The sequence below is a fragment of the Gammaproteobacteria bacterium genome, from assembly GCA_035279405.1.
Classification (GTDB): domain Bacteria; phylum Pseudomonadota; class Gammaproteobacteria; order Natronospirales; family REEB76; genus REEB76.
The window spans coordinates 1-3269 of the sequence record DATEHU010000023.1 but is presented as its reverse complement, the minus strand read 5'-3'; the positions used below and the strand labels follow the sequence as shown (position 1 = coordinate 3269).

At 61.7% G+C, this 3269-nt stretch carries 2 protein-coding genes; both read left to right on the top strand.

Annotation, left to right across the window (positions count from 1 at the left end; all coding sequences use genetic code 11):
• A partial coding sequence (locus VJR90_03455) for a glycosyl hydrolase (protein HKV96533.1) occupies window positions 1-2638 on the top strand: 2638 nt, incomplete at its 5' end.
• Between the two features lie 62 nt (window positions 2639-2700).
• Window positions 2701-3269: hypothetical protein (locus VJR90_03450; GenBank protein HKV96532.1), on the top strand; the 569-nt coding region annotated here is incomplete at its 3' end.

Below are 3269 nucleotides of genomic sequence, written 5' to 3'. Positions count from 1 at the left end.
CAATCCCGACATCGTGTATGTCGCGGCCATGGGTCACGTGTGGGCACCCAATTCCGAACGCGGCGTGTATAAAAGCACGGATGGCGGCAAAACCTGGAAAAAGATTCTTTACGTCAACGACGAGACCGGCACCATTGATCTGGTGATGGACCCGCGCGATCCACAAATCCTGTACACCGCGATGTGGCAGGCCCACCGGACGCACTGGGGCTTTTCCAGCGGCGGGCCCGGCAGCGGCATTTATGAGACCCGTGACGGCGGCAGTTCCTGGACAAACATCACGCACAATCAGGGTCTGCCCACCGGCATCTTCGGTCGCGTTGGGCTGGCGATTGCCCCCAGCGACCCCAACATCATGTACGCGATCATCCAGGCCAAATATGAAGGCAAGGACGGCGGCGTGTTCCGCTCCGACGATGCCGGTCGCAGCTGGAAACTGGTGAACACCGATATGAGCCTGACGCAGCGCGCGTTCTATTACTCGACACTGTTCGTGGATCCACGGGACCCGAACACGGTGTACTTCCCGCAGGTTTCCGCTCTGTGGGTATCGCACGATGCCGGTAAAACCCTCAAGAAACTGCGTACACCGCACGGTGACAACCATGCGCTGTGGATCAATCCCAGCAATCCCGACATCATGATCGAGGGCAACGACGGCGGCGCGACGGTGACGCTGGACGGCGGCAAGACCTGGAGCCAGGAGCACAACCAGCCCACCGGCCAGTTCTACCACGTCAATCTCGACGACCAGTTCCCCTTCCACGTGTATGGCGCACAACAGGACGAAGGTTCAACAGAAGGCCCGAGCGCCACGCGTGGCGGCGGCATTCCGACCGATGCCTGGCAAGATGTGCCCGGCGGCGAGAGCACCTGGGTGGTGCCGCAACCGGGCTCACCGTGGATCACCTACGGCGCGGGCTATTACACACTGTTCTGGAAAGGCAACAGCCGCACCGGTGTGATGCAGAGTGTCAGTCCCTGGCCGGAATACATGGAAGGCGCGGCCGCCTCGGAACTCAAATACCGTTTTGCCTGGATTCATCACCCCATCCTGTTTGCCCCGGGCAACCCCAAGGAAATGCTCATTGGCTCCCAATACGTGATGCAGAGCCTGGATTACGGCTTCACCTGGAGCGTCATCAGTCCCGACCTGACGCGCAACGACAAGAGCAAGCAGGGCCGGCCCGGTGGCCCGATCAGCGCCGACGTCTCCGGCGCCGAAGCCTACGACACCATTTCCGCCATGTCGGTGTCGCCGCTGAATGACAACGTCATCTGGACTGGCTCCGACGACGGCTTGGTGTACGTCACCACCGACGGTGGTGGCCACTGGGATGCGGTGCGGCCGCAGGACCTGCCCACCTGGTCCACGATCACCTGCGTCGAGGCCTCGCATGCCAAGCCCGGCACGGCCTACATCACCGCCAGCCGTTACCAGTGGGGCGACTTCAAGCCCTACGTCTATCGCACCACGGATTACGGCAAGCATTGGACCGCACTCACTGCCGGGCTGCCGGATAACCAGTATCTCGAGTCCGTTCGCCAGGATCCGAATGATGCCAACCTGCTATTCCTCGGCACCAGCAAGACCGTGTTCATGAGCCTTGATGGCGGTGATCACTGGATGCCGCTCGGCCTGAACCTGCCACCGGTGCGCGTCAGCGATATCGCCATTCAATCCGCACAACACAGCGTGGTGCTGGCCACGCACGGCCGCGCCTTCTGGGTGCTGGACGATCTTCAGTTCCTGGAACAACTGAGCCGGGCACAGGTGGCAAGCAATGCCGCCTATCTGTTCGCGCCACAGCAGACCTGGCTGGTGACGCGCTACGGCGAGTACCGGCCCGGCGAAGGCGAGAATCGTCCGGAGGGCGCCACGGTGTTTTTCCATTTGCCGGCCGATTATGACGGCCACACCCGGGTAAAGTTGAGTTTTACGGACGCGCAGGGCAAGCTCATCAACAGCTTCGATCTGCCGCTGCCCGCCAAGAAAGAAGAGAAGACAAAGCCGGAACTGCATCCCGGCATGAACCGTTTTCAGTGGAACCTGCGCTACCCGGACGCCACTGAGGTCAAGGGCTTCTACGTGCCGGCCGCAGCGGGCGGCGAGAACGACACGCTCGACGGACCCGAAGTCGTGCCGGGCACCTATACTGCGGTGCTCGAGTACAAGGGCACGAGCATGCGTCAGCCGTTCGTGATCAAGCTCGATCCGCGGCTCGACACCACCGCGCAGCAGTTGCAGCAGCGCTTCGACCTGCTGATGCAGATCCACGATACGCTGAACGTACTCGACACCAGGCTCAATGAAGCGATTGACGCGCGCAGTGCGCTGCAGAAAGCCGTGGCCGACAAGACCCTGTCAGCCGCGCGCGCTGACGATACGCTCGCCGCGCTCGATCGCGACATCGCCGACCTGGTGCAGCTCAAGATGCAGTCGGACGAAGGCTCGCTGGTATATGAGCCGAAACTGCGCAGCCATCTCGCGTATCTCGCCAACGATATCGGCCTGGCATTCACGCCGGTGACGCCGGCGCAGCGGCAGGTGTTCGCCGTCATGTCGAAGCAAGCCACACAGGGCCAAGCACGACTGCAGGCTGACCTGTCCAGGGCCAATACACTGCTGCATCGCTGACATAGACATGCCGCCAGCGGCCGCCTTGGCCGCTGGCGTCTTTTTGTCTTGAGGAGATCATCGTGACTGTCAGAAAAACCATCCTTGGCGGGTTCATCCTGCCCGCACTTCTGAGCCCTGCCCTGCTGCTGGCCCTGTCCGTGGCACAGTCCGCGGTCCTGACTCCCGCACAACTCACCAGTGCCTTGCACTGGCGCAGTGTCGGGCCGTTTGTGGGCGGGCGCGTGATTGCGGTCACCGGCGTGGCACAGCAGCCCAACCTCTACTACATGGGCGCGGTCGGAGGCGGCGTGTGGCAGAGCAACAACTACGGCCATACCTGGGAAAACATCTCCGACAAGTATTTTGACAACAACAACATCGGCGCGATCGCTGTGGCACCCTCCAGTCCCAAGATCATTTACGTCGGCACCGGCGAATCCGACATCCGCAATACCTTCCTCACCGGCGACGGCATGTACAAGTCCGCCGATGCCGGAAAAACCTGGAACAAGATCGGCCTCGCTGACACCCACGTCATCAGCCGTATCGTGGTGGACCCGAACAATCCCGACATCGTGTATGTCGCGGCCATGGGTCACGTGTGGGCACCCAATTCCGAACGCGGCGTGTATAAAAGCACGGATGGCGG